The following is a 23,845-nucleotide window of genomic DNA, read 5'->3' on the forward strand; positions in this document are numbered from 1 at the left end:
AAGGAATCGCATCATGGAAGTGCTCCTCCCCCCCGGCTGGCCGCGTCCGAAAGGTTATGCCAATGGCGTGTCCGCAAGCGGGCGCATGGTCTTCGTGGCCGGCATGATCGGTTGGGATGCGCAGGGCGTGTTCCACACGGATGACCTTGCCGGACAGGTACGCCAGGCGCTGCAGAACATCGTCGAAGTGCTTGCTGCGGGCAACGCCAAGCCCGAGCACATCGTGCGCATGACCTGGTACGTGACCGACAAAAAGGCTTACGTGGCTGCGTACCCGGAAATCGGCAAGGCTTTCCGCGAGCTGATCGGCAGCTTCAGCATTGCCATGACCGCGGTGGAGGTATCGGCACTGGTGGAGGTCCGGGCCAAGGTCGAGATTGAGGTCACAGCCGTGGTGCCGGACTAGGCTTGACGCACGCCGGGCGACTCCCGTTGCTTCGTACGGAGCGATTCGAACATATGGCAAATGCGTGGGAGGCCTATGACCACGCCTCGGCAGTCGGCGGAGACCTTCCTGCCGCTCTTGTGCGGGTTCGCTCCAAGCGACTTGGCCGCACGGTGCGTGATCGACTAGGCTGAGGCGGCCTTGTCGTTGATAGAGTGCAGCATCTGCAGCAGCGCAGCATTGGTCTGATCCGGATGTTCCAGGTGCGGTGCGTGGCCCGCACCGGAAATCGTCGTCAACCGCGCTGCGGGATGCAGTGCCTGTGTGGCGTGCGATACGGATGACGCGTAGAGGCGACTGCATTGCCCGTACACGTGGAACAGTGGCCAGCGCGCCGCTTGCAACACCGCGCGGAAGTCCTGTCTGGCCATATCTTCCCAGAGCGCAGCGAGGGTGTGCGGCGCACACTGGCGCATCATGCGCATCACCGAGCGTGACTGCTCGGGATTCGGCTGTGCTCCTTTCGCCCATAGGCCTGCGGCCACAGGTGCGAGCAAACTGTCCCAGCGTTGCTGGATCCGGGCGGTCATCTGCCTGGCCTGTGCCATGTCATAGCGGCTGTGTAGTCCGTGTGGCCAATCCGGGCTGGTGATAAGCCTTGGTGTCATGTCGATGCTGCCGACCATGGCGATGGGCAGATCGGATTGGCTGCGCATCAACTCCCACGCAACCATCGCTCCCATCGACCAGCCGACTACGACCACTTCGTCGAGTGCAAGATGGCGTATCAATGCCGCCACATCCATCGCAAGCCCGGCAATGGTTGCGTCAGATGGCCGTAAGGCTGCAGACAAGCCGTGGCCCGCATGGTCCGGCGCAATGACGCGATAGCCCTGCGTTGCCAGCGCACGCTGCCCGTCAAACGCCTCGCCCGATACGGACCACCCATGCAGCAGTAGCACCGGCTGTCCGCTACCGGCTTCGCGCCAGCCGGGCAGGCCTGCACGAGCGGCGTGTTCTACGAAGGCAGGCGGGGTGCCGTAAGCGAGCACCGGAGGCAGAACATTCACCGGCAGTTCCTTGAGAAGACGGACGGAGTTCGGCGTTGGCGTACAGGAAAGTCATCTATTGACATCCGGATTCAGGCGTTTATATCATGAAACATGAATCAGTCATCATGTTTTGCGGGCGCAATTTCGATGCCGTGCCCGTGCAGCGAGGTAGGGATGTCCCAAGTAGAAGGTGACGTAACGCAGCCCAAGACCGCGCGAGGTCAAAAGACGCGCGAGGCGTTGCTGCGCGCGTCCGAGAAGGTGTTTGGCGAGAAGGGCTACTACACGGCATCGATCTCCGAGATCACGCAGGAGGCCGACGTCGCCATGGGCACGTTCTACCTGTACTTCAAGGACAAGGAGGACGTGTTTCGTGCGCTGGTGGCGCACATGCTGCAACTGGTGCGCACTCACCTGCGCAAGCATGTCGCTGCGGCCACATCACAGATGGAAGCGGAACAGCTGGGCCTGAAGGCGTTTCTGTCATTCGTCTCTCGTCATAAGAACCTGTACCGCATCGTGCTGGATTCGTACTCGGTGGATGAGAGCATTTACCGCGGCTACTTCCAGGTGTTTGCCGATCTGTACAAGCATCGCCTTGACGACGCCGTGGCGCAGGGCGAGCTTGCGCCGGGCGACTCGGAGGTCCGTGCTTGGTGCCTGATCGGCATCAGCAATTTTCTCGGCATGCAATACGCGTTGTGGGAGAAGCCCGCATCGATGGACAAGGTGGTCGAGGCCGCGCACGACTTGATCACGCACGGGCTCGTGGCGCGATGACGACATAGACGAAAAACGGCCACCGCCACCCAGAATGCAGCGGGGCCGAACCACTCAAGGAAGGAGACAACGATGCAACGCAACCGCACGGCCATCCGTGTACTGGCACTCGCAGTCGGCCTGCTGGCAGCAGCTGGCGCACTGGCCAAAGACATCAAGATCGCCCACGTCTATGACAAGACCGGCGCGCTGGAGGCCTACGCCAAACAGACACAAACCGGGTTGATGATGGGCTTGGAGTACGCCACCGGCGGCACGATGACGGTGAACGGCAACAAGCTGGTGGTGATCGAGAAAGACACCCAGGGCAAGCCCGACGTAGCCAAGGCCCAGTTGGCCGCCGCGTACAGTGACGATCGCGCCGATATTGCCGTCGGCCCCACGTCTTCCGGCACGGCGCTGGCCATGCTGCCGGTGGCGGAAGAGTACAAGAAGATCCTGCTGGTGGAGCCGGCAGTGGCCGATTCGATCACCGGCGACAAGTGGAACCGCTACATCTTTCGCACGGGCCGCAACTCTTCGCAGGATGCGATTGCCAACGCGGTGGCATTGGACAAGCCGGGCGTGCAGATCGCCACGCTGGCACAGGATTACGCCTTCGGCCGCGATGGCGTGAAGGCCTTCAAGGGCGCCCTCAAGAACGCCAAGGTTGTGCATGAGGAATACCTGCCGACCAACACCACCGACTTCACCGCTGGCGCGCAGCGCTTGTTCGATTCACTCAAGGACAAGCCGGGCCGCAAGATCATCTTCATCATCTGGGCCGGCGCGGGCAACCCGTTCAAGATTGCCGACCTGGACCCGAAGCGCTATGGCATCGAGATCGCCAGCGGCGGCAACATCCTGCCCGCCATGACGGCCTACAAGAACCTGCCGGGCATGGAGGGTGCAACGTACTACTACTTCGGCATTCCCAAGAACAAGATCAACGAATGGCTGGTGTCAACGCACTACGCCAAGTTCAAGACGCCGCCCGACTTCTTTACGGCAGGTGGCATGGCGGCCGGCATTGCATTGGTGGAGGCGCTGAAGAAAACGGGTGGTGACACCAACACCGAAAAGCTGATCTCCACCATGGAGGGCATGTCGTTCGATACGCCCAAGGGCAAGATGACCTTCCGCAAGGAGGACCACCAGGCCATGCAGTCGATGTACCACTTCAAGATCAAGGTGGACCCGGCGTTTGCCTGGGGGGTGCCGGAGCTGGTGCGGGAGATCAAGCCCGAAGAGATGAACGTGCCGATCCGCAATCGTCGCTGATGCGCGCGCATGCCAACCCCACGCCCGCGCTGGAGACGCGCGGACTGACGATCCGCTTTGGCGGCCATGTGGCCGTCAACGCGGTGTCTTGCGCGTTCCGGCCGGGCGAGCTGACGTGCATCGTCGGCCCCAATGGCGCGGGCAAGACGACGTACTTCAATCTGATCTCGGGTCAGCTGCCGCCCACGGCGGGGCAGATTCTGCTCAACGGTGAAGACGTGACGCGCATGCCGGTATCGGCCAAGACGCGCCGCGGTATCGGCCGCGCATTCCAGCTCACGAGCCTGTTCCCGAACCTGCCGGTGTTGGAGAACGTTCGGCTGGCCGTCCAGGCGCACCAGCATCGCGGGCTGGACCTCTTCTCGGTATGGAGCAGCCATCGCGCCATCCGCGAAGAAGCGCTGGCCTGCCTTGAGCGCGTGGCATTGACCGACAAACGCAATCAGCCGGTGGCATCGCTGTCGCATGGGGATCAACGCAAGCTGGAGGTGGCCATCCTGCTCGCGCTCAAACCGCGCATCTTCATGTTCGATGAGCCGACTGCGGGGATGAGCGTGGACGAGGTGCCGGTGATTCTCGACCTGATCCATGAGATCAAGCAGGACACGAGCAAGACCGTGCTGCTGGTGGAACACAAGATGGATGTGGTGCGCTCATTGGCAGACCGCATCATCGTGCTGCACAACGGCACGCTGATGGCCGATGGCGATCCAGCCGAGGTAATTGCGTCGCCCATCGTGCAGCAGGCGTATCTGGGCACGGCTGAAGTGGTCACGGAAGCTGCGCCGGAGGTGGCCCATGGTTGAGGCCGTTACCCAAGGCATGCCCATCCTGCGCCTGGCAGACGTGCAGACCCACATCGGGCCGTATCACATCCTGCATGGCGTGGACCTTGAGGTGCCGCGCGGCGGTGTGACGATGCTGCTGGGCCGTAACGGCGCGGGCAAGACCACCACGCTGCGCACCATCATGGGTTTGTGGCAGGCCAGCGCGGGCAAGCTTGAATTCGATGGTGTCGACATCACGAAGCGGCACACGCCGGCCATTGCCCAGCTTGGCATTGCGTATGTGCCGGAGAACATGGGCGTGTTTGCCGACCTGACCGTTGCCGAGAACATGCGGTTGGCCGCGCGCGGCGGCCCTGTCGACGAGCAACGGCTCGACTGGGTCTTTCGTATGTTTCCGGCGCTCAAGATTTTCTGGCACCAGCGCGCGGGCGTGCTGTCAGGTGGGCAGAAGCAGATGCTGTCGGTGGCGCGCGCCATCATCGAACCGCGCAAGCTGCTGATCGTTGACGAGCCCACCAAGGGGCTGGCGCCGGCCATCATCCAGAACATGATTGCCGTGTTCAGAGAATTGAAGCAGACCGACGTTTCCATTCTGCTGGTGGAACAGAACTTTCATATGGCGAAGTCAGTGGGCGACACGGTGGCCGTGATGGATAACGGCAAGATCGTGCACGCCGGCCGCATGGCCGCATTGGCTGAAGACGAGGCGTTGCAGCAGCGGCTGCTTGGCCTATCACTGGCGGCGCATCAATGAGCGGCCTTGCCATGGAACCACAGCGCTCTGCGGAGCCGACACCGATGACGACTTCCACTGCCTTGCCGAGCACTGCCGCTGCGCCAGCCAACCTGCCCGAGGTCAGGCTCGACTGGATGCCGCTGGTGCTTGCGCCACTGCTCATGTTGGCCGCGCTACCGATGGTCGGCAGTACGTCGACGTGGCTCACGCTCACCGTGGCGGGGCTGGCGATGGGCATGATCATCTTCGTGGTGTCGTCGGGCCTGACGCTCGTGTTTGGTCTGATGGATGTACTCAACTTCGGACACGGTGCATTCATTGCGCTGGGCGCGTATGTGGCGGCGTCGGTGCTGCTGCCCATGCAGACGTGGGTAGAAGCTGACAGCCTGCTGCTCAACCTGGGCGTGTTTGCGCTGGCCATTGCGGCGGCCATGGTGGCTGCTGGCGCGGTCGGCCTGTTCTTCGAGCGCGTGGTGGTGCGCCCGGTGTATGGGCAGCATCTCAAGCAGATCCTCATCACCATGGGCGGCATGATTGTTGCCGAGCAGCTCATCAAGGCCATCTGGGGCCCGGAGACGATTGCGCTGCAGGCGCCCGCCACCTTCCGTGGTGCCGTGCTGCTGGGCGATGCAGCCATTGAAAAATTCCGGCTGATCGCCGTGGTGCTGGGGCTGGTGATCTTTGTGGCGATGCTGCTGGTGCTCAACCGTACGCGCATCGGCCTGCTGATTCGCGCCGGGGTGGAAAACCGCGAGATGGTGGAGTCGCTCGGTTACCGCATCCGCAGGCTGTTCATTGGCGTGTTTGTGGTGGGGGCGGCGCTGGCGGGGCTGGGCGGCGTGCTGTGGGGGCTGTATCAGCAGAACATCACGGCGGCGATTGGCGCGCAGGTCAATGTGCTGATCTTCATCGTCATCATCATCGGCGGGCTGGGGTCAACCACCGGCTGCTTCATCGGCGCGGTACTGGTGGGGTTGATGGCCAACTACACGGGGTTCCTGTTCCCGAAGGTGGCGCTGTTCTCGAACATTCTGCTGATGATGCTGATCCTGCTGTGGCGGCCGCAGGGTCTGTATCCGGTGGCCAAGCGTTGAGGAGGGCGGCATCATGATCCGAATGCTTTCTGGTGATCTGCCCCGCAGCCGCGTGCTGACCGTGTTGCTGGCCATCATCTTGCTGGCGCTGCTGTGCGCACCGTTCGTGTTTCCTGGCGCGCGCGCGCTCAATATGGCGGCCAAGATCTGCATTTTTGTCGTGCTGGTTGCGAGCTACGATTTGCTGCTCGGCTATACCGGTGTGGTCTCGTTCGCACACACGATGTTCTTCGGCATCGGCGGCTACGGTGTGGCGATTGCCATGTCCAACATGGCGCCGGGATGGGGTGCGCTGGCGGTGGGCGCGCTGGGGGCGGTGGTGGTGTCGGCGGTGCTGGCTTTTGTAATCGGGCTGTTTTCGCTGCGAGTGCGGGCAATCTTCTTTGCCATGATCACGCTGGCGGTGGCCACGGCGTTTGCGACGCTGGTCTCGCAACTCTCCGACTGGACGGGCGGTGAGGACGGCCTGACATTCAAGGTGCCCGACGTGTTCACACCGGGCTTCTCGTTGGGCGACACAGAATGGTTTGGCGTGCCGCTCAACGGCAAGCTGCTGTCGTACTACTTCGTGCTGGTATGCGCGGCGGTATTGTTCCTGATGCTGCTTCGATTGGTGAACTCGCCGTTCGGACGCGTACTGCAGGCCATTCGTGAGAACGACTTCCGCGCCGAGGCCATCGGCTATCGCACCGTGGTCTATCGCACCGTGTCGACTGTGCTCTCCGCCGTGTTTGCGGCGCTGGCTGGCGTGCTGATGGCGCTCTGGCTGCGCTACAACGGGCCGGATACGTCGTTGTCGTTCGAGATCATGGTCGACATCCTGCTGATCGTGGTGATCGGTGGGATGGGTACGCTGTACGGCGCCATCATCGGCACGACGCTATTCCTGCTTGCGCAGACGTATCTGCAGGATGTGATGAAGCTCGCCAGCGATGCGACCGCGGCCGTGCCGCTGCTCTCGAACCTGCTGCATCCGGATCGCTGGCTGCTATGGCTCGGCCTGCTGTTCATCCTGAGCGTGTACTACTTTCCGCAGGGCGTGGTGGGGCGGCTGCGTGGTCACTCGAGCAGCCACGACACACACGAGATCGCGTCATAACGGAGCCCCCGATATGATCGTCGTCGATTGGCTGCACAAGAACGCCCAGCACACGCCCGACAAGGTGGCGTTGGTGGACGTCGACGCCGGCCGCCGCGTGACCTATCGACAGTTCGACGAACGGGCGAGCCGGTTTGCCGAAGTGCTGATACAACAGCTGAAGCTGGCGCCCGGTGCGCGGGTGGCCGTGCTGGCACACAACAGCGCCGCGTATTTCGAGATGCTGTACGGCTGTGCGAAAGCCGGCATGGTGATGGTGTGCCTGAACTGGCGCCTGCCGGTGCCGGAGCTGCTGCCGATCCTGCAGGACTGCACGCCGGACGTGCTTGTCGCAGGCGACGGTTTCGTCGATGTGGCCGCAGACTTGCAGCGCGCGCTGCCTGTGCGTGTGCTGTATCTCACAGGTGGGCAGCCCATCGACGTCCCGAGGGGTTGGATCGAATTCGAGACTGCGCTGGCCCGCGCATCTGGCAACGTCATCGACATGCCATGTCGCGACGAGCACGACGTCTGGCACCTGCTCTACACCTCCGGCACGACCGGCCGCCCCAAAGGCGTGATCCAGACCTATGGCATGGTGTTCTTCAACGCCGTCAATGCCATGCTCGCCAACAAGATCACGCGTGACGACGTGTTCCTCAACGTGCTGCCGTTCTTCCATACGGGCGGGCTGAACCTGTACGCCAATCCGGTGTTGCACGCTGGTGGCACGGTCCACATCCTGCGGCAGTTCGATGCACAGGTGACGCTCGACAAGCTTGATCGTCGCTCGGGCGAAGGCATCACGATGTTCTTCGCGGTGCCCTCTGTGTACCTGTTCCTGAGCCAGCACCCTGGTTTTGCGAGGGCGGATTTTTCAACCGTCCGCAGCATGGCCGCGGGTGGCTCGCCGGTGCCGCAACCGCTGTTGCAGGCATACCTGGATAAGGGGGTGACCATCTGCTTCGGCTTTGGCATGACAGAAACCGGCCCCACCGTGTTTGTCTGCGATGAAGCCACGGCGCGCCGCAAGATCGGCACCATTGGCAAGCCTGTCGGCTCGATGCTCACGCGCGTGGTCGACCCATTGGGCAAGGATGTTGCCCCAGGCGAGCGTGGCGAGTTGCTGATCAAGGGCCCGGGCATCACCCCCGGCTACTGGAACATGCCGGAGGCCACAGCTGCAACCATCCGCGATGGCTGGCTGCACTCCGGCGACATTGCCTACATCGATAGCGACGGCGACTACTACATCGTCGACCGCGCAAAAGACATGTTCATTTCCGGCGGCGAGAACGTCTACCCCGCCGAAGTCGAGAACGTTCTGTTCCAGCTTCCTGCGATAGCCGAGGCCGCGGTCATTGGCGCGCCGGACACGCGTTGGGGCGAAGTCGGGGTGGCGATGGTGGTGGTACGCGCTGGTGCCGCGCTCGATGCAGACAGCGTCATCACCCATTGCAAGGCGCAACTGGCAGGCTACAAGGTCCCGCACCATGTGCGCTTTATCGACGCACTGCCGCGCACGCCTTCCGGCAAGGTGGAGAAGCACAAGCTGCGTGCGCAATTCGCGGCGCACTGAGGCTGCGAGCCTTCAACGAATTCGGAGTGTCATCCATGCTGCAATCCAGTGTGCGCGTGCTCACGCAGTTGGACTTCAATCGCTTTGCCGCGCTCTCGCACGACGACAACCCGATCCATTGCGACCCCGCGTTTGCCAGAACCACGCACTTTGGTGCGACCGTTGCGCACGGCATGTTCCTGTTCTCGCTGATGAGCGCGCAGATGACGCGTAGCTTTGCGCAGCCCGTGCTGCCTATCACACAGACGTTGATGTTTCCGCGCCCCACCTTCGTGGCCGATGGTGTGGTGGCGGCCCTGACGCCGCAGCCATCGCCGGGGCCCGGTGCAGTTGCACTCGGTACTGAGATCCATTGCCTGGAGCGTACCGGTGATGTGCCCAGCGACCCTGCCGCACAGGTGACCGCAAGCGGCCAGGCACACGTGCTGTTCGATGCAAACGCTGGTGAGCTGACGGATCAGGGCGCTTTCATATTTGCCAATGCTGCCGTGCAGCCCCCGGGCGATGCCGCGTTATACCGCTTGCGCGTTGGGCAGTCGGCTCAGACAACCCGGGCCTTCACGACGGCGGACATAGCCGAATACGCCGCGCTGTCTGGTGACGGCAATCCGTTCTATACCGATACCGCGTTTGCACGCGCGCGCGGCTTCGACGGCGCGCTGGTGCCGCTGCCGTTGCTGGGGGGCATGTTTTCCGATTTGCTCGGCACGCGCTTGCCTGGGCGCGGGACCGGCTGGATGAAGCAGGTGCTGCGCCTGTGTTCGGCCGCGCGTGTTGGCGAACCGCTTACCGCGTCAGTACGCATCGTACGGCTACGTGCCGACAAAGAGCTGGTCAATCTAGCGGCTGACGTGCATGGCGCCGATGGCCGAATCGTGGTGCAAGGCGAGGCGCTGGTGCTGGTGCGCAATCTTGAAGACAAACCTACTGAAATTGCCGCGTAGCTCGACGTGAGCTGTCTCGTTGCAGAAGGATGCTTTGAACAAAACATCAATAACAGGGAGGCACGATGAAAACGATGCAGAGCAAGGAAAGAGGCCGCCGATTGCGCGGCCCACTGCTGATGGCGATGGCCGCGTCCGGCGCGATAGGCCTGGCAAGCTGCGGCGGGAGCAATGACAACAACCCCACACCGAGCAACGTCAAACCGTCGTTTGTCGGCACCGTAACGGTCACGCATTTCGACGGTGTGAGTAACGATCTGTTGACGGCCGGGCTGGGCGCATCGGGGCTGGCATCGGCCACGGCACCCACCGTGGCCAACGCCACCGCCCCGACAGCAACCGAGTTGCGGCGCCTGGCCATCTACAACAACTATCGTGCGCTGGTCGATACCAATGCCAAGGGCGGCTATGGCACGCTCTACGGCCCGAATGTCGATGCCAGCGGCAACGTCACGTCGGGCAGCGGCATGGTGGCGGGCGTGGAATACGTTGCCTATTCCGACGATGGCTCCGGCCAGCAGAACGTGGTGCTGCTGGTGCAGATTCCTGACGCCTTCGATGCGGCCAACCCGTGCATCATCACGGCCACGTCGTCAGGATCGCGTGGCATCTACGGCGCGATCTCGACGGGTGAATGGGGGCTTAAGCGCAAATGCGCCGTCGCCTATACGGATAAGGGTACCGGTGCCGGCCCGCATGACCTGGCTACCGATACCGTGCCGCTACAGGATGGCACGCGCACCTCGCGCGCGGCCGCCGGCAGCAAGGCGCAGTTTGCCGCGCCGCTCGCCGATACCCGGCTGGCCGCGTTCAACCTCGCGACGCCAAACCGGCTGGCATTCAAGCACGCACATTCACAGCGCAACCCCGAGAAGGATTGGGGCCGCTTCACGCTGCAAGCCGTGCAGTTTGCGTTCTGGGCCATCAATGACAAGCTCGGCGGCTCCACTGCGCTCACCGGCAGCGCGCTGCCAGTGCGCCCCGACAACACCATCGTCATCGCCTCCAGTGTGTCCAATGGCGGCGGCGCGGCCATTGCTGCAGCGGAACAGGACACCACGAACCTGATCGACGGCGTGGCCGTGGGCGAGCCCGGGCTGAACCTGCCGGCATCGGCCAATGTGCAGGTGCAACGCGGCGGCGTGACGCTGCCAGTAACCGGCAAGCCGCTGTTCGACTACGTGAGCTATGCCAACGAATTCCGGCTGTGCGCGGCGTTGTCGACCAGCGTGTCGAGCGCGCCTACGCAGTCGTTCTTCGCCGGCAATGTAGGCTGGCCGGCCAGCGTGCAAGCCAACCGCTGTGCGGCGCTGCACGCCAATGGCTTGCTGTCGGCCACCACCACAGCCGCGCAAGCAGACGAAGCGCTGCAGAAGATGCGTGCCTACGGCTGGGAGCCTGAGTCCGATCTCGTGCACGCCTCGATGGCGTATTTTGAAATCGATCCGTCGGTTGCCACCACGTTCGGCAACGCGCTGGCCCGCGCCAGCGTGTTCGACAACCTGTGCAACTTCAGTTTTGCCGCGGTTGATGCCACGTTTCACCCGACTGCGGTCAACGCCACGGTGCTCGCGCAACTCGCCGCCACCGGCAACGGCGTTCCGCCCACCACCGGCGTTCAGTTGATCAACAACCTTGCGCAGGGCGGTGCCACGCAAAGCAAGCAATCGGTCGACTCCTCCGGCACGCAGGCGGCCAACCTGGACGGTGCGCTGTGCCTGCGCAATCTGTTGACCGGCGCAGATGCTGCTTCGCAGGCGCTGCAGTTGGGTATTTCGCAGACATTGCGCACCGGCAACCTGGGTGGTCGGCCAGCCCTGATCGTGCAGGGTCGCAATGATGCGCTGCTGCCGGTCAATCATGGTGCGCGGCCGTATCTGGGGCTCAACGCGCAGGTCGACACGGGCAGCAAGCTGTCGTACATCGAAGTGACCAACGCGCAGCACTTTGATGGCTTTATCGACCTCGTGCCCGGGTACGACACCCTGTTCGTGCCGCTGGTGCTGTATGAACAACGCGCGCTGGATGCGGTATACGCCAACCTGAAGAACGGCACACCGCTGCCGCCCTCGCAGGTGGTGCGTACGACGCCGCGTGGCGGTACGGCGGGCTCGGCTCCGGCCATTGCCGCCAGCAATGTGCCGAACTTCACGAATACGCCGGCAGCTGCCGACCGCATCTCGGTCAGCGTCTCGGGTGGGGTGGCAACCGTGTCTGTACCCAACTGATTCTGATCCGACACAGGGCGTTCCATCACGGAGGCCGCCCTGATGCTGCCCTGAGCGCTTGATACACCCGCGCTCAGGGCGCTTCTTCACCGATTTTTCCAGCGCTGATCCATGCCGTATCCCACGCGTTCATTCGATGAAACATGAATCATGTGTCATATAAAAAGAGCGCCACAGCGACGTGGTGAGGGGGCCCTCACCGCGCGTTAGTTGTCGTTGCAGTGAAGGCAGCAAAGCAAGACCACCTCAACAGGAGAGAGACACCATGAAACATCCATACGGGTATCGATGGCATTGGCTTTACGCGCTGGTCGTCACGCTGATGACCGCGCTGGCAACGTTCTCAGCGCACGCGGCGGTCACCGCCGGCCCGGGAGCCTGGAGCAGCCAACAAACCTGGGCTGCGGACACGGTCAACGGCGGCAACCTGACGGGCTACTTCTATTGGCCGGCCAGTCAGCCAACCACACCCAACGGCAAGCGCGCCTTGGTGCTGGTGTTGCATGGTTGCCTGCAAACGGCGTCCGGCGACGTGATCGATAACGCCAATGGTGCCGGCTTCAACTGGAAGACCATTGCCGAGCAATATGGCGCTGTCATCCTGGCACCCAATGCCACTGGCAACGTCTACAGTAACCACTGCTGGGACTACGCCAACACGTCGCCCAGCCGCACGAGCGGGCACGTGGGTGTGCTGCTGGATCTGGTCAATCGCTTTGTCACCAACTCGCAATACGCGATCGACCCGAACCAGGTGTATGTAGCCGGCCTGTCTTCCGGCGGCGGCATGACGATGGTGTTGGGCTGTATCGCGCCGGACATTTTTGCGGGCATCGGCATCAACGCTGGCCCGCCGCCCGGAACCACCACCTCGCAGATCGGCTATGTGCCTTCCGGCTACACCGCCACAACGGCGGCCAACAACTGCAAGGCATGGGCGGGCTCAAACGCGAGCAGCTTCAATACGCAGATTGCCGGCGCCGTGTGGGGGACGTCGGACTACACCGTGGCGCAGGCGTATGGCCCGATGGACACCGCAGCTTTCCGCCTGATTTACGGTGGCACCTTTACGAAGGGGGCGACGGTCTCGATTTCGGGTGGCGGCACCAATACGCCCTATACCGATAGCAACGGCAAGCTTCGCACGCATGAGATCTCGGTCTCGGGCATGGCGCACGCATGGCCGGCCGGTACTGGTGGCGACAACACCAACTACGTTGATGCCACGCACATCAACTACCCGGCCTTTGTCATGGACTACTGGGTGAAGAACAACCTGCGCGCAGGCAGCGGGCCGGTGCAGTCGGGCAGCACGCCCACGGGCCTGACGGTGACGGGCACGACCACCACGAGCGTTTCGCTGTCGTGGAATGCGGTAACCAACGCGACCAGTTACAACGTCTACCGCAACGGCAGCAAGGTCGGTTCATCCACCTCAACGACGTATACCGACTCGGGCTTGATTGCGGGCACCTCCTACAGCTACACCGTGACCGAGATCGACCCGACGGCGGGTGAAAGCGCACAGTCGTCCGCCGTGTCGGCCAAGACGCAATCAAGCTTTGCCTGCACGGCCACCACGGCCAGCAACTACGCTCACGTGCAGGCTGGGCGAGCGCACGACAGCGGTGGCATCGCCTACGCCAACGGCTCCAACCAAAGCATGGGCCTGGACAACGTGTTCTACACGACCACGCTTGCGCAGACGGCAGCCGGCTACTACGTCATCGGAAACTGCCCGTAAGGCAGCGCCGACGCGGCCTAGCGATTGCCAAACGTATCGGTCCCAAGTGTGCTCAGCAGCGGCTGAACGGAGTTGGGGCCGGTTCCACGCAGTACGGTCTGGATACGCCAGGTGCAGCGACGTCAGTTCATGTTCCGTGGTTGCCGTTGCGTCCGCAATTTCGGGTTGCGGACGCAATGGCAACGATTTAACTCGGCCAAAAGGGAGGGGGCTAGAACGCTTGCGAGTATGCGTTGACGCGCTATTCGCCGAGCCGGTTTCTACCCCGGAGCCGGCCGGGGAGCCTTAGTGGCGGAGTGGACTCGCCCTTGCCGGGCTGGCCTTGACGTGTCGAGGTGCGTCTTCGGGCACCGGGGTCAAGGGGCAGTGCTGAGCGTGAGGCGCCTGACCCAAGCCGCTATGCGCGAAGGTGCACTTTGCAAGATGTCAGGGTGCTTGCCGGTCTGCATCAACATGCGCCGGGTTTTGCTGCCGAATAAGCGACTCAATTCCGATTCAAAAGACACGGAAAGCGGTCAAAACCGCTGCATTTCATTGACGTTGCTTCACGTGAAGCGTTTCATGTAAGTCAACCAGCGCTTGCATGGAGACGCATGTGCAACACGAAGACAATACAGCCCCCCGGTACAGAAGTGGCGCGGCCGCTCGCATGGCTAGGATGCCCGTCTCCACGCTGCGGGTGTGGGAACAGCGCTATGGCGTGATTTCGCCGGCCAAGTCGGAGTCGGGCCAGCGCCTGTATTCCGGTGAAGACGTCAGGCGGCTGACGCTTTTGCGGTCGCTGGTGAGTCAGGGGCACGCCATCGGCGCGATCGCCCACGCCGACAGCGCCGAGCTTGAGCAACTGCTCGAAACGTCACGGGCGGCCGAGGAGGCGGGGCCGCTTGCAGCCCACGCGGCGATCTCGCTCGCCGTCTGCGGCCCGTTGCTGGCAGAGCGCGTGCGGCGCAGGAGGAGCACGCTTGCGTCGCTTGGCATTGAGCCGGTCACCGAACTGCCTGCAGTGGATGGGCAAGGGCGACTGGATTTGCCACCGGACACCGACGCCCTGATTGTCGAAGCCGCCTCTCTGCAACCCGAGACAGCGCAAGCCATTCTGGCGGCGGCGCGCGGCGCCGGGACCAGCGCGGTTGGGGTGATCTACAGTTTTGGCACGGTTCGCGCCACAGACATGCTGCGGGCGGCTGGTGTGCGGCTGTATCGGGAGCCGAACGCGCACAGCGAGCTTGACCAAGTCCTGCATGAGTTGACGCAGCTCGTGCGTGTCGATGCGGTCTACGGAAAGCTCGAACCCCTGCGGCGCAGTGCGCGTCGGTTTACCGATCGCCAGTTGGAAATCTTTGCCAACGCATCGCAGACGATTGCCTGCGAGTGTCCGCGCCATCTCGTTGACCTCATCCGGCAACTGGATGCGTTTGAGCGATTCAGCGACGGCTGTGCCGTGCGCTCCACGTTGGACGAGCAACTTCACCGGCATCTTGGTGACGTCGCTAACCGTGCCCGCTTGATGCTCGAAGACGCAATGGAATTTGCCATCCGCGCCGAGACGCTGCATCCACCCGCGAGTTAGTTGCGTATATGTGCTCAGGAACACTCCTGAGCCGGCATGGGTGGTGAGTGCACCGCCGCTTTCGGAGGTAACTGCAATGAAGCTAACTTTGGATCCGCCCGGGTTTTCCGGGGCGGTTGGCAGCGTGCCGCTTTCTGTTCGCATTCGGGAACGGTTGATGAGCGCTGGGCACCGCTTTCACGCCAATGACAACATCGCCGCCCACCTGCGCGATGGCGAACTCGACCTTCTTCAGGTCGAAGTGGAAGAGCGCCTGCAGGCCGTGCTGCGCGCGCTGGTCATCGACGTGGAACAAGACCACAACAGCCGCGAAACCGCCCGCCGCGTGGCCAAGATGTTCGTGCGGGAGGTGTTTGCGGGGCGCTATGTTGCGGCACCTGAGGTGACGGCGTTTCCGAATGTGGAGCGGCTCAACGAACTGATGGTGGTCGGGCCGCTGCGGGTGCGCAGCGCGTGCTCGCACCACCTGTGTCCGGTCATGGGGCGCGCGTGGGTTGGCGTCATGCCCAGTCAGGATTCCCAGTTGATCGGGCTGTCCAAGTACGCCCGGCTGATCGACTGGGTCATGCGCCGCCCGCAGATCCAGGAAGAAGCCATCAAACAGATTGCTGACTTGCTGGAAGACCGGATGGCGCCCGACGGTCTGGCGGTCGTGCTGGAGGCGGAGCACTACTGCATGCACTGGCGCGGCACGCAGGACGACGAGTCGCGCATGGTGAGCAGCGTGATGCGCGGGGTGTTCCTGACAGATCCGAGCCTGCGGCGCGAATTTCTCGCGCTGCTGCCCGGCCGCAATGGCGGATGAGCATCCAACGACCTGAAGAGGCCTTGCCTTGAAGATTCTCCAGCTTCCTGCAAAACGCATCGCGGTGGTCGGCTCGGGCATTTCCGGGCTGGCAGCGGCGCATTTTCTCGCCAAGCACCACGCCGTGACGCTGTTTGAGGCAGCTCCCCGGCTGGGCGGCCATACCAACACCGTTGATATTGAGGAAAGCGGACAGGTATTCGGTGTCGACACGGGCTTCCTTGTGTTCAACGCGCGCACGTACCCCAACCTGATTGCCCTGTTTGACGAGCTGGGCGTGGCGCATTGCGAAAGCGACATGTCGTTCAGCGTGTCGGTGGACGGCGGCGCGCTGGAGTGGGCCGGTACCAGCCTGGGCACGGTGTTTGCGCAACCACGCAACCTGGTGTCGGCGCGGTTCCTGTCGATGTTGGGCGACATTCTGCGTTTCAATCGGCAGGCGCATGCCAACCTGGCGGTTGCGCGCAACGAGCGCCACAGCCTTGGCGCGCTGCTGGCTGCCGGTCGCTATGGCGAACCATTCTGTGCCCACTATCTGTTGCCCATGGCAGCGGCAATCTGGTCTACGCCGAGCCGCGACATCCTCTCATTTCCGGCAGAAACGTTCCTGCGGTTTTGCCTCAATCATGGCTTGTTGCAGATCTTCAACCGGCCACGCTGGCGTACCGTCAGAGGCGGTGCGCGCAGCTATGTGCAGGCAATCGCCCAGCGGCTGGCGGACGTGCGCGTCGCCACGCCGGTCCGCGGCATCCGCCGCGCCCTCGGCCATGTCGACGTGCGGACTGATTCCGGCACCGAACGCTACGACGCCGTGGTGCTCGCAACGCACGCACCGCAGACGTTGCGCCTGCTCGACCATGCAACCGACGACGAGCGTGCTGTGCTGGGTGCGTTCCGCTACCAGCCCAACACCGCGTTCCTGCACCGCGATACCCGCCTGCTGCCGCGTCGGCGCCGTGTGTGGTCGGCGTGGAACTATCTCGATGCGCCGCGAGTGGGGGCAGCGGGTGCCGCACCGTGCGTCAGCTATCTGCTGAACCAGCTCCAACCGTTGCCGGTGGCAACACCCGTGGTTGTGACGCTGAATCCGCCAGCCCCGCCGGCGCCGGAGCTGGAGTATCAGCGCTTCGCTTATGAGCACCCGGTGTTTGATCAGCCGGCCATCGACGCGCAGGCCCGCTTGCCAGCACTCCAAGGTCGCAGCGGCACCTGGTTTGCCGGCGCGTGGACGGGCTACGGGTTTCATGAAGACGGGCTCAAGTCGGCCCTGCGCGTGGCGGCTGACTTCGGCTGCGAACCGGCCTGGGCACAGGTGACGCCATGATCGGCGACGCAGCACTTCTCGTCGGCCAAGTCATGCACCATCGCCTGCGGCCGGTGGCCAATCGCTTTGTCTACCCGGTATTTGCCGTGCGCGTGAAGCTCTCGGCGCTGGGCAGGCTGACGGGCACGTGGTTCGGTGTGGATTGCCTGCGGCCGTTGTCACTGCGCACACGTGACTACGGCCCGCGTGACGGCACCGATCTGCTTGTTTGGATACGTGGCGTGCTGCGCGAGGCTGGCTTGCCTGCCGACGGCGAGGTCTGGTTGCAGACCTTCCCGCGCGTTGCCGGCTGGATGTTCAACCCCGTCTCGTTCTGGTATTGCCACGACGCGGCCGGCACGTTGCGCGCGGTGCTGGCCGAGGTCAACAACACATTCGGGCAGCACCATCGCTACCTGCTCTGCGCTCAGGACGGTGGGTCCATCGGCACCGATACCGTGCTGACGTGCCGCAAGCAGCTCCATGTCTCGCCCTTCTGCTCGGTTGAGGGCGGTTATCAGTTCCGCTTTACCGAGACCCCTGCAACGGCGCTGGTGCGCATCGACTACCACGACTGCGACGGCCTGTTGCTGCACACCGCCATTGGCGGGCGCCTGCAGCCCTTCGATGCCAGCCACCTGCGCCGCGCGTTGTTGCGGCAGCCGTTGCTGGCGTTGCAGGTCATCGGCCGCATTCATTGGCAGGCGCTTCGCCTGTGGATGAAGGGGGTGCCCTTCCTGGGCAGCCACCCGCGCAACCCATCTTCCTCTCTGGAGCCCCCTCGATGACTGCCGCACATTCTTTGGCGTGGGTACCGCCACATGTTCCCGCCGGTGGCCGCCTGTTCGTGGCGCTGGCATCCCGCATGCGTCACGGTCTGCTGCACCTCATCACGCCGGATGGGGAGGTGCTGATCGGCGACGCTGCCTCGCCGCTGTCTGCGGATCTGCGCATCGTCGACTGGCGTGCCTGCGCGCGCATCCTGCGCAGTGGCGATGTGGGCTTTGCCGAGGCATATCGCGATGGATGGGTCGAGACAAGTCATCTGTCCAACTTGCTGCGCCTGGCCATCAGGAATGCAGCCACACTGGAACAGGCAATTTTCGGGAATGCGCTGGCGCGTTTTGTCCTGCGCCTGCGCCATCTGCTGCGTCCCAATAGCCGCAAAGGCAGTCGGCGCAACATCCATTTGCACTACGACCTGGGCAACGATTTCTACCGGCTTTGGCTGGACGAGGGCATGGCGTATTCGTCCGCGTGGTTCAACGGCCGTCTTCAGGATGGCCTGGCCGATGCGCAGGCTGCCAAGTATCGGCGCGTGTGCGATCTGCTCAAACTCGGGCCCGGCATGGACGTGCTTGAAATCGGCTGCGGCTGGGGCGGCCTGATGGAGATGGCCTGTGCGCGCGGCGCCCGGGTGCACGGCATCACGCTGTCGGAAGAGCAGCGTCGCTACACGGCCGAGCGCCTCGCGGGCGAGCCGCGCGCCCAAGTCGAGCTGCGCGACTACCGTGACCTGAAGACCGCGTACGACGCCATCGCGTCCGTCGAGATGTTTGAGGCGGTGGGCGAGGCTTACTGGTCAACCTACTTCAAGACGCTGGTGCGCTGTCTGCGTCATGGAGGCCGGGCCCTTATTCAGAGCATCACCATTGATGAGGCGCACTTCGAGCGCTATCGCGCCGGCACGGATTTCATCCAGCAGTTCATCTTCCCCGGCGGCATGCTGCCCAGCCGGGAGCGCTTTGTGCGCCTGGCCGAGCAACACGGTCTGCAACTGGTGGATCGCCTGGACTTCGGCCCCGATTACGCAGAGACGCTGCGCCGCTGGAGTCAGCGTTTCGAGGCGCAGCTGGACGCAGTGCGCGCGCTCGGCTTCGATGAGTCCTTCATCCGCATCTGGCGTCTGTACTTCGCCTATTGCGAAGCCGGCTTTGACGAGGGGCGCATCGGTGTGTCGCAGTTCCTGCTGGAACGGGGGTGACCATGTCGGTATGGAGTGCCGCTCTCGTCGCGCTGTTGGTTCTGGTGGCAGTGTTCAGTGCCGTGTGGGCGTGGCAGTTGAGCAACGAGAATGCTGGCATGGTCGACCCGGTGTGGGCGTTCTCGCTCGGCCTGGTGGCACTCATCTATGCGTGGCTGGGCACAGGTTCGGTGCAGGCGCGCGTGCTGGTCGGCGTGGGCGGTGCGGTATGGGGGTGCCGCCTCGGCTGGCATCTGTGGCGCCGCAATGCCGGCAAACCAGAAGATGCGCGGTACAGAAAACTGCGCCAGGAGTGGGGCGCGGCGGCATCGCGCAACATGTTTGGCTTCTTTCAGCTGCAGGCAGCGGTGTCGATGCTTCTGTCGATTGCGTTTGCGGTGCCGAGCTACCGGCCTGATACACCGAGCGCGATCGCCGTGGTGGTGGCCGTCGCGCTGTGGCTGGTCTCCGTGGGCGGAGAGGCGCTGTCAGACCAGCAACTGCGCAGGTTTGTCGCTGATCCGGCCAACCACGGCAAGACCTGTCGAACTGGGCTGTGGCGCTATTCGCGGCATCCCAACTACTTTTTCGAATGCGTGCACTGGCTGGCCTATGTGCCGCTCGCGGTTGGGGCGCCGTGGGCGTGGCTCACGCTGCTTCCACCGGTCGTGATGGCTTGGCTGCTCGTGAAGGTTTCCGGTATTCCCATGCTGGAAGCCCATATGCAAGCCACGCGCAACGACTATGCCGAATACGTTCGCACGACGAGCGTCCTGATTCCCTGGCCACCGCGCCACTGACTTGCAGCGTTTGAGGAGACCTGACATGACGGTGCTATCCACGCCCACGATGCCCACTCCGGAGGTGGCGCAGCCGCGCGACGGCTGGCTCATTCAATGCTGCGAGCGCGGTTGGCTGCCTGATGGACTTGTCCGTGGCGGGATGCGCAGCCTCATGCGTCAGCGCCTGGAAGACGAGGGCATTGGCAACGGTGAACTGCGCTCGCGGCGCTTGAATGCGTTGCTCGACGAGCTGCGCGCCAGCCCCATTGCGATTGAGACGGACGCGGCGAATACCCAGCACTATGAGTTGCCGCCCGCATTTTTTGAGGCCCATCTCGGGCCTCAATTGAAGTACTCCTGCGCGCTGTACCCGACCGGAACCGAAACGCTCGCCCAGGCCGAAGAGGCAATGTTCGAGTGCTATGCCGAACGGGCCGGTCTGGCGGATGGTCAGTGCATTCTCGACCTGGGATGCGGCTGGGGTTCGCTCTCGCTATGGATGGCCAAGCGCTATCCCAACGCGCGCATCGTGGCGCTGTCCAACTCGCAGGGCCAGCGCCGCTGGATCGAGGCGCGCGCCGCCGAGCGCGGCCTGACCAACCTGAATGTGCACACCGGCAACATTGTCGATTTCGAGTTTGCCGAGATGCCCGCGGGCGGCCGCTTTGACCGCGTCGTGTCGATCGAGATGTTCGAGCACATGAAGAACTACGGCCTGTTGCTCGCCAAGGTTGCGCGGTGGATGCGCCCGGATGCGGCGCTGTTCGTGCACATCTTTGCGCACCGCACGCTGGCATATCACTTTCAGGTGCAGGACGGGACCGACTGGATGTCGAAGTACTTCTTCACGGGCGGGACCATGCCATCGGAGGCCCTGTTGTTGCATTTCCAGGACGATCTGCGTGTGACGAGGCAATGGTGGGTCAGCGGCACGCACTATGCACGCACGGCAGACCATTGGCTGGCCAATCTTGACGCCGCGCGCAGCCGGTTGATGCCGGTGTTCGCCCAAACCTACGGCGCGAGCGAAGCGGCAGTGTGGTTCCAGCGGTGGCGCATGTTCTACCTGGCAGTGTCGACGTTGTTTGGCTATGCCAATGGCAACGAATGGGGCGTGGCGCATTACCGGTTCGTCAAGCGCTAGAGGCAGTTACGGCAGGGCGTCGATGCCGTCGTGGCGCGCGCCCATCCACACCAGCGTGGGCATCCACAGCGCCCAACCGACGGCCAGTACGCCCATCGTCATCGCCGGGTCCGGAATATGGGCGGCGCCGAGCGCCGCGCCTGCTCGGAACGACAGTGGGCCGGCCATCGCCCCCAGCGCCATCGCCAGCCACCACCGACCGCGCAACCAGCGGAAGAGGACATTCAGTTGGATCGCGAACAACACCCACAGCGCGAGCAGCCACGGCGGCACCAGTCCAGGCCACAGGGCGCCATGCGGATAGACGATCAGCCCGGTGCGGATCAGGCCGGTCTCCCACAGCGCCGCACCCATGACGACACCCAGCACCAGCCGCAACTCCTGAGAGGGTCGGCGGGCTTGCCACAGATGAAAGACCAGCAGCATCGCGACGAAGGCTATGCCCATCCAGGCAACATCGCGCGCGGCGCTCAGCACGCATACAAACCAGCCGGCTTGCCCGGCCACTGCATACAGGAGCGTACGATGAGAGCGTATGGAAGGGGCCACAGTTCACTCACCCCGTCACGTTGGGCGCGCTGCCTGGTGGTGGCTGCGCTGGTCGCTGCCAGTGCCGCGTGCTCCGGGCCGCCGCCCAATCCCAACCCCCGCGCCGCGGTGCCGCTGCAGACGGTGCCCGTGGATCTGCCGCGCTACATGGGGCGCTGGTATGTCATTGCCAACATTCCGTACTTTGGTGAGCGCGGCAATGTCGGCAGCTACGCCGAATGGTCGCTGCGGCCCGATGGCCGTATCGACGATGCCTACGTCTACCGGCCAGAGCGTTTCGATGCCCCGCTCAAGCGAATGCAGTTTGTGGATTCGGTCGTGGCGGGCAGTGGTGGTGGCGAGTGGCGTGTGCGCCTGTTCTGGCCCATCTACGTCTCGCAGCTGACGCTGTATGTCGACCCGGATTACCGCGTGACGCTGTTGGGCTATCCGGACAAAAGCCTCGGCTGGGTGTTCTCGCGCGACCCCGATATGAGCGATGCCGACTATCGCGCCGCACTCGGCCGCTTCGAAGCCATGGGTTACGACACCTCGCGTTTCCGGCGCGTACCGCAATTCCCCAGCCAGATCGGGCAACCAGGCTTTCAGTCGCCGGGAGATGCCGACTAGCGGTGCGTGCATCAACGTGATTCGCCCAGGAGGTGACGCCGCAGCGAAGGCGCTCGGGTGCCCGGCGCCAGCCATATGTCGAAGAAGGCGCGTGCGAAAGCAGGGTCATTCACCTCGGTCGTCAATTGCCCGTTGGCGTAGAAGCGCGCACCGCGCTCGGGCAGATAGACGCCGCACAACGTGTCGCCGGATTTGGCATCGGGAAAGGCAGGTGCCATTGCCCGCTGCCACTGCGCCAGTGTTTCGTCGGAGAGTGCGGGCGCCTGCAGCCGCCGGATCTCATCGATCGCAGTCTGGACGAGACGGCTGTGATCAACGGCGCGTCGATACGTGACTTCCAGGGCAAACGGCGCGTCGTAGCTGACCGGGACTTTGGCGCTCCACAGTTGTGCATCGTATAAACAGAATCCGAGGACGCACAGCGCTCCCTTGCCTGAAAGCTGGGCCGCTGCCAGCGTATCGCGGCAGTCCGCCCAAGTCCAAGAACTCAGGGCGGAACACACAACGAAAACGATGGTTCGTACGGCGTGAGGGCGTTTGGCAGGCATATGGCCGGGTGCGTACGCACAGATCGGCCGAGCAGTAAGCGGCCAACGTTCAAAGCTTACTGATTGTCTGTCCGAAGTGGGAGTGCCGGCGCGTTGTTTTCCGGACGCAATTCCTACGCATGACCTCCGCGAGGCGAGCGCGGTGCCAAACGAAACGGTACAAAACGGCGCCGGCTGGCTCCATCACGCCTGTCGCAGGTTCCGCGACGTGACCGCAACAGTGGCCGGCGAGTCGGCCAGCGGTATGAAGCGGCGTGTTGCCCCGTCGAGCGCATCGATGCTGCCGGTTTCGATGTCGTACACCCAGCCGTGCAGATTCATTCGTCCCTGCTCAAGTGCCAACGCCACCGACGGATGGGTGCGCAGGTTGGCCAGTTGTGCAATCACGTTCTCGCGGACAAGGCCGTCGAGCTTAGCGCGGGGCGAATCGAATTCATGCGCCGCGTTGATCACCTTTGCCGAATCTGAATGGCGCAGCCAGTTGGCCACGGCCGGCAGGTGGTCGAGACACGTGCAACGCGAGATGGCGCCCATCGCGCCACAGTCCGAGTGGCCGCAGATCACAATGTCCTGCACACCCAGCACGGCCACCGCGTATTCGACCGTGGCTGATACGCCGCCGGGCTCCGGACCGTATGACGGGACGATGTTGCCCGCGTTGCGGATGACGAACAGCTCGCCCGGCTCACGCTGTGTCAGCAGCTCCGGGACCACGCGGCTGTCCGAGCATGTGACGAACAGCGCCTTGGGGTTTTGTGATGTCGCAAGTTGTTTGAACAGCTCTACCCGCTGCGGGTAGATGTCGCGTTGAAAGCGCAGAAAACCGTCGATGATGTCGCGCATGGTGGTGTCCTCCTCATTCCAATGCCGGGCGCAGAGACAGTGCGTTGTCGCTGGGCCGCGC

The 23,845-nt window shown here is 63.5% G+C and carries 23 protein-coding genes; 19 read left to right on the top strand and 4 right to left on the bottom strand.

Annotation, left to right across the window (positions count from 1 at the left end; translation table 11 throughout):
- Positions 1 to 13: 13 nt before the first annotated feature.
- On the top strand, positions 14 to 406 hold the full coding sequence (locus tag R2N11_RS04575; RefSeq protein WP_316680305.1) for a RidA family protein: 393 nt from the start codon (positions 14 to 16) through the stop codon (positions 404 to 406).
- A 164-nt stretch (positions 407 to 570) separates the two neighbouring features.
- Here the strand turns inward: R2N11_RS04575 and R2N11_RS04580 are convergent, their stop codons facing one another.
- On the bottom strand, positions 571 to 1,455 hold the full coding sequence (locus tag R2N11_RS04580) for an alpha/beta fold hydrolase (RefSeq protein ID WP_316680307.1): 885 nt from the start codon (positions 1,453 to 1,455) through the stop codon (positions 571 to 573).
- Between the two features lie 156 nt (positions 1,456 to 1,611).
- Between R2N11_RS04580 and R2N11_RS04585 the strand changes: the two genes are divergently transcribed.
- From R2N11_RS04585 to R2N11_RS04665, 17 genes are all read left to right on the top strand, one after another.
- On the top strand, positions 1,612 to 2,217 hold the full coding sequence (locus R2N11_RS04585) for a TetR/AcrR family transcriptional regulator (RefSeq protein ID WP_233176832.1): 606 nt from the start codon (positions 1,612 to 1,614) through the stop codon (positions 2,215 to 2,217).
- Positions 2,218 to 2,289: 72 nt separating this feature from the next.
- Positions 2,290 to 3,477: a substrate-binding domain-containing protein gene (locus R2N11_RS04590; RefSeq protein WP_316680308.1), complete on the top strand. Its 1,188-nt coding sequence runs from the start codon at positions 2,290 to 2,292 to the stop codon at positions 3,475 to 3,477.
- On the top strand, positions 3,477 to 4,283 hold the full coding sequence (locus R2N11_RS04595) for an ABC transporter ATP-binding protein (RefSeq protein ID WP_316680310.1): 807 nt from the start codon (positions 3,477 to 3,479) through the stop codon (positions 4,281 to 4,283). Before R2N11_RS04590 ends, R2N11_RS04595 begins: the two co-directional genes overlap by 1 nt.
- Positions 4,276 to 5,019, top strand: coding sequence for an ABC transporter ATP-binding protein (locus R2N11_RS04600; RefSeq protein WP_233176831.1), 744 nt, complete (start codon positions 4,276 to 4,278; stop codon positions 5,017 to 5,019). The genes R2N11_RS04595 and R2N11_RS04600 overlap by 8 nt, the downstream gene beginning before the upstream one ends.
- A 44-nt stretch (positions 5,020 to 5,063) precedes the next feature.
- The gene (locus tag R2N11_RS04605) at positions 5,064 to 6,095 is read left to right on the top strand and encodes a branched-chain amino acid ABC transporter permease (RefSeq protein WP_316680311.1); all 1,032 of its coding nucleotides are present in this window, start codon (positions 5,064 to 5,066) and stop codon (positions 6,093 to 6,095) included.
- Between the two features lie 13 nt (positions 6,096 to 6,108).
- Entirely contained in the window at positions 6,109 to 7,194 is a 1,086-nt protein-coding gene (locus tag R2N11_RS04610) for a branched-chain amino acid ABC transporter permease (RefSeq protein WP_316680313.1), read from the top strand.
- A gap of 13 nt (positions 7,195 to 7,207) precedes the next feature.
- Positions 7,208 to 8,752 (top strand): acyl-CoA synthetase, encoded by a 1,545-nt coding sequence (locus tag R2N11_RS04615; RefSeq protein WP_316680314.1) that lies wholly within the window; start codon positions 7,208 to 7,210, stop codon positions 8,750 to 8,752.
- Positions 8,753 to 8,787: 35 nt separating this feature from the next.
- Positions 8,788 to 9,696: a MaoC/PaaZ C-terminal domain-containing protein gene (locus R2N11_RS04620; RefSeq protein WP_316680315.1), complete on the top strand. Its 909-nt coding sequence runs from the start codon at positions 8,788 to 8,790 to the stop codon at positions 9,694 to 9,696.
- A 119-nt stretch (positions 9,697 to 9,815) separates the two neighbouring features.
- Positions 9,816 to 11,924, top strand: coding sequence for a 3-hydroxybutyrate oligomer hydrolase family protein (locus R2N11_RS04625; RefSeq protein ID WP_430715414.1), 2,109 nt, complete (start codon positions 9,816 to 9,818; stop codon positions 11,922 to 11,924).
- Between the two features lie 265 nt (positions 11,925 to 12,189).
- Positions 12,190 to 13,668, top strand: coding sequence for an extracellular catalytic domain type 1 short-chain-length polyhydroxyalkanoate depolymerase (locus R2N11_RS04630; protein WP_430715412.1), 1,479 nt, complete (start codon positions 12,190 to 12,192; stop codon positions 13,666 to 13,668).
- Positions 13,669 to 14,251: 583 nt separating this feature from the next.
- Positions 14,252 to 15,238 (top strand): MerR family transcriptional regulator, encoded by a 987-nt coding sequence (locus tag R2N11_RS04635; RefSeq protein WP_199029382.1) that lies wholly within the window; start codon positions 14,252 to 14,254, stop codon positions 15,236 to 15,238.
- Between the two features lie 76 nt (positions 15,239 to 15,314).
- Positions 15,315 to 16,043, top strand: coding sequence for a GTP cyclohydrolase I (gene folE / locus R2N11_RS04640; RefSeq protein WP_199029380.1), 729 nt, complete (start codon positions 15,315 to 15,317; stop codon positions 16,041 to 16,043).
- A gap of 28 nt (positions 16,044 to 16,071) precedes the next feature.
- Positions 16,072 to 17,367 carry an NAD(P)/FAD-dependent oxidoreductase gene (locus R2N11_RS04645; RefSeq protein ID WP_316680316.1) on the top strand — a complete coding sequence of 432 codons (1,296 nt, stop codon included), beginning with the start codon at positions 16,072 to 16,074 and terminating at the stop codon, positions 17,365 to 17,367.
- Complete coding sequence (locus R2N11_RS04650) at positions 17,364 to 18,134, top strand: DUF1365 domain-containing protein (RefSeq protein ID WP_199029376.1); 771 nt, start codon at positions 17,364 to 17,366, stop codon at positions 18,132 to 18,134. The genes R2N11_RS04645 and R2N11_RS04650 overlap by 4 nt, the downstream gene beginning before the upstream one ends.
- On the top strand, positions 18,131 to 19,330 hold the full coding sequence (locus R2N11_RS04655) for a cyclopropane-fatty-acyl-phospholipid synthase family protein (RefSeq protein ID WP_316680317.1): 1,200 nt from the start codon (positions 18,131 to 18,133) through the stop codon (positions 19,328 to 19,330). Before R2N11_RS04650 ends, R2N11_RS04655 begins: the two co-directional genes overlap by 4 nt.
- A 2-nt stretch (positions 19,331 to 19,332) precedes the next feature.
- Complete coding sequence (locus tag R2N11_RS04660) at positions 19,333 to 20,109, top strand: DUF1295 domain-containing protein (protein ID WP_316680318.1); 777 nt, start codon at positions 19,333 to 19,335, stop codon at positions 20,107 to 20,109.
- A 25-nt stretch (positions 20,110 to 20,134) separates the two neighbouring features.
- Positions 20,135 to 21,235 carry an SAM-dependent methyltransferase gene (locus R2N11_RS04665; protein ID WP_199029371.1) on the top strand — a complete coding sequence of 367 codons (1,101 nt, stop codon included), beginning with the start codon at positions 20,135 to 20,137 and terminating at the stop codon, positions 21,233 to 21,235.
- Between the two features lie 6 nt (positions 21,236 to 21,241).
- Here R2N11_RS04665 and R2N11_RS04670 read toward each other — a convergent pair whose 3' ends face one another.
- The gene (locus tag R2N11_RS04670; RefSeq protein ID WP_316680319.1) at positions 21,242 to 21,784 is read right to left on the bottom strand and encodes a DUF2878 domain-containing protein; all 543 of its coding nucleotides are present in this window, start codon (positions 21,782 to 21,784) and stop codon (positions 21,242 to 21,244) included.
- Here R2N11_RS04670 and R2N11_RS04675 point away from each other — a divergent pair.
- Positions 21,761 to 22,393, top strand: coding sequence for a lipocalin family protein (locus R2N11_RS04675; protein WP_316680320.1), 633 nt, complete (start codon positions 21,761 to 21,763; stop codon positions 22,391 to 22,393). The genes R2N11_RS04670 and R2N11_RS04675 overlap by 24 nt on opposite strands.
- Before the next feature lie 11 nt (positions 22,394 to 22,404).
- On the opposite strand, the gene R2N11_RS04680 is transcribed toward R2N11_RS04675, so the two are convergent.
- The gene (locus R2N11_RS04680; RefSeq protein WP_233176828.1) at positions 22,405 to 22,941 is read right to left on the bottom strand and encodes a chalcone isomerase family protein; all 537 of its coding nucleotides are present in this window, start codon (positions 22,939 to 22,941) and stop codon (positions 22,405 to 22,407) included.
- A 183-nt stretch (positions 22,942 to 23,124) separates the two neighbouring features.
- Complete coding sequence (locus tag R2N11_RS04685) at positions 23,125 to 23,784, bottom strand: carbonic anhydrase (RefSeq protein WP_199029369.1); 660 nt, start codon at positions 23,782 to 23,784, stop codon at positions 23,125 to 23,127.
- Positions 23,785 to 23,845: the final 61 nt, after the last annotated feature.

The sequence above is a fragment of the Ralstonia flaminis genome (assembly GCF_958415495.1).
Lineage (GTDB): Bacteria > Pseudomonadota > Gammaproteobacteria > Burkholderiales > Burkholderiaceae > Ralstonia > Ralstonia flaminis.